Origin of the sequence: Agromyces humi, assembly GCF_009720255.1 — a bacterium.
In the GTDB taxonomy this organism is placed as follows: Bacteria; Actinomycetota; Actinomycetes; order Actinomycetales; family Microbacteriaceae; genus Agromyces; species Agromyces humi.
Map to the genome: position 1 here is coordinate 1 of NZ_WJSP02000501.1, position 2,244 is coordinate 2,244.

The window sequence follows — 2,244 nt, forward strand, 5'->3', positions numbered from 1 at the left end:
CCGAGCGAGCGGGCCACGCCATGCGGTCATGCTAGCCATGCACCGCGCGCACCGGGCGCCACGGCGCGCCCGGATCCTGGTCGGAGGACGACGAACGCGCCGTCGGCGAGCCGGCGGCGCGTTCGAGTCCATCGGCTAGGCCGGGCGCACGCCCTCCGCCTGCGGACCCTTGGACCCGGTGCCGACCTCGAAGACGACCTGCTGGCCCTCTTCGAGCACCTTGTAGCCGGCCATGTCGATCGCGGAGTAATGGACGAACACGTCCTGGCCCCCGTCGTCGACGGTGATGAATCCGTAACCCTTTTCAGCGTTGAACCACTTCACGGTTCCGTTCGCCATGCGTTGCTCCCATGTTGCCGTTCGTCGATCAGCACGTGCCTGTCGCCTGTACCGGGGCCCTCGGGTCGTGCCGGCATGGCGCCGATGCGGCGCCGGGTGAGACACGGGAGAGAGCGACCAATTCCAGATACTAACGACGTGGTTTCGCGGCACAAGGGGTTCGGCGCAAGAAAATGTCGCGGAATGGCAACGATTCGCCGCGGATCAACCGCCGGTCGCCGTCGCGTAGTCGGATCCGACCACGAGCACGAGCGGGGTGCCGATCTGGGCGAACTGCTCCGAGAGGCGCACGTCGGCCTCGGGGATGGCGGCGGCCACGCCACGCGCGGCGCCCTCGAGGTCGGGGGTGGCGTAGTAGACGACCGTCTCGGTGAGGTCGTTCTCACTGGCGTTCGCGGTCGTCCCGACGGGGATGCCCGCCGCCGTGAGCGTCTCGCCGGCGCGGGCGGCGAGGCCGGCCGTCGTCGTGCCGTTCAGCACGGTGACGGGGATGTCGGGTGCGACCGTGGGCGGCGCGGTCACGGCCGCGGTGGGCGTGGGGGTGGCGACGGCGCCGGTATCGCCGAAGTTCAGGCGGTCGTTGAAGAGGATGACGCCGCCGATGCCGACGCCGACGAGCACCACGGTGACGAGCGCCGCCCATCCGAACGCCACCCAGCCGGCGCCGCGCCGCGCCGGTGCGCGGTGCGCTCCGACGCGCTCGATGCCGTGCGGGATGGAGTCGAAACGATCGCGGGGGAACTTCTGCGCCATGAGGTCCAGTCGTCGGGGTCGGGGCCGCGCTCAGTCGAGCGCGCGGCCGATCGAGAGCGAGCGACGGGCTCGCATCGCTGCGCGCGCCTCACGCATCCGTTGCAGGCGCTTGACGAGCATCGGGTCGTGACGGAGCGCAGCGGGGGAATCGATGAGCTCTCCGAGGATCCGATAGTACCGGGCAGCGGAGATGCCGAACTCGTCACGGATGGCCTGCGCCTTGAGGCCCGGCTGCTGCCACGCACGCCCCTCGAAGGCCAGCACGCGGATCGCGCGGTCGTCGAGCGCGGCGTCGCCGTCGCCGCGGGAGGGCACGCGCTCAACGCCCATGGGTCCTCCCGTCGCTCACGGCCGCTCGCCGTTGCAGCACATCCTAGGGAACCGCCGCCGTGTGCACGCCGAGCGGGAACGGCGTGTGCGCCGCCGGAACCCGGGAACACCGTCGCGGGAACCCGGGACACCGTGGCCTGAGCCGGGAACCGGAACACGGGGCATCCGACGCGCGTTGCATCTCATGCAGGAAGACCTGCGAGCATGGTGCCTGCCGCCATGGCACCCGACCGGAAGGAGCACGCGTGGAGTACCGCGTGAACAAGAGCGACGAGGAATGGCGAGCCGAGCTCGGCGAGGAGCGCTACTCCGTGCTGCGCGAGGCCGCGACGGAACGCCCGTGGACGGGCGAGCTGCTCGACGAGGAGCGCGCGGGCGTCTACGCGTGCGCCGCCTGCGGCGCCGAGCTCTTCAAGAGCGGCACCAAGTTCGACTCCGGATGCGGCTGGCCGAGCTTCTACGAGTCGGTGCGGCCCGACGCCGTGCAGCTCATCGACGACACCTCACTCGGCATGGTGCGCACGGAGGTGCGATGCGCCGCATGCGGCTCGCACCTGGGGCACGTGTTCCCCGACGGATTCGGCACGCCGACCGGCGACCGCTACTGCATGAACTCGATCGCCCTCGACTTCACCGCGGAGTCCTGAGGGGTGGCGTCGGTGCTCGACGCCGCCCTGTCGAGGCGGTCGTCGCCGAAGGTGACGGATGCCGCGCCCGACGATGCGGCGCTCCTCGCCCTGATCGAGGGAGCGGGCCGCGTCGCCGACCACGCCGCGCTACGGCCGTGGCGCGTCATCGCGCTGCGGGGAGCGGCGCGTGAGC

General features: G+C 71.3%; 4 protein-coding genes. 1 reads left to right on the forward strand and 3 read right to left on the reverse strand.

The window, feature by feature from the left end; genetic code table 11:
- Positions 1-135: 135 nt before the first annotated feature.
- From GH736_RS21435 to GH736_RS21445, 3 genes are all read right to left on the reverse strand, one after another.
- Positions 136-339, reverse strand: coding sequence for a cold-shock protein (locus tag GH736_RS21435; protein ID WP_159606913.1), 204 nt, complete (start codon positions 337-339; stop codon positions 136-138).
- A 204-nt stretch (positions 340-543) separates the two neighbouring features.
- Positions 544-1,092, reverse strand: a complete 549-nt coding sequence (locus GH736_RS21440; protein ID WP_159606915.1) for a LytR C-terminal domain-containing protein — start codon at positions 1,090-1,092, stop codon at positions 544-546.
- Between the two features lie 30 nt (positions 1,093-1,122).
- Positions 1,123-1,422 carry a DUF3263 domain-containing protein gene (locus GH736_RS21445; protein ID WP_159606917.1) on the reverse strand — a complete coding sequence of 100 codons (300 nt, stop codon included), beginning with the start codon at positions 1,420-1,422 and terminating at the stop codon, positions 1,123-1,125.
- A gap of 245 nt (positions 1,423-1,667) precedes the next feature.
- Here GH736_RS21445 and msrB point away from each other — a divergent pair, with 245 nt between their 5' ends.
- The gene (msrB, locus tag GH736_RS21450) at positions 1,668-2,069 is read left to right on the forward strand and encodes a peptide-methionine (R)-S-oxide reductase MsrB (protein ID WP_159606919.1); all 402 of its coding nucleotides are present in this window, start codon (positions 1,668-1,670) and stop codon (positions 2,067-2,069) included.
- Positions 2,070-2,244 lie beyond the last annotated feature (175 nt).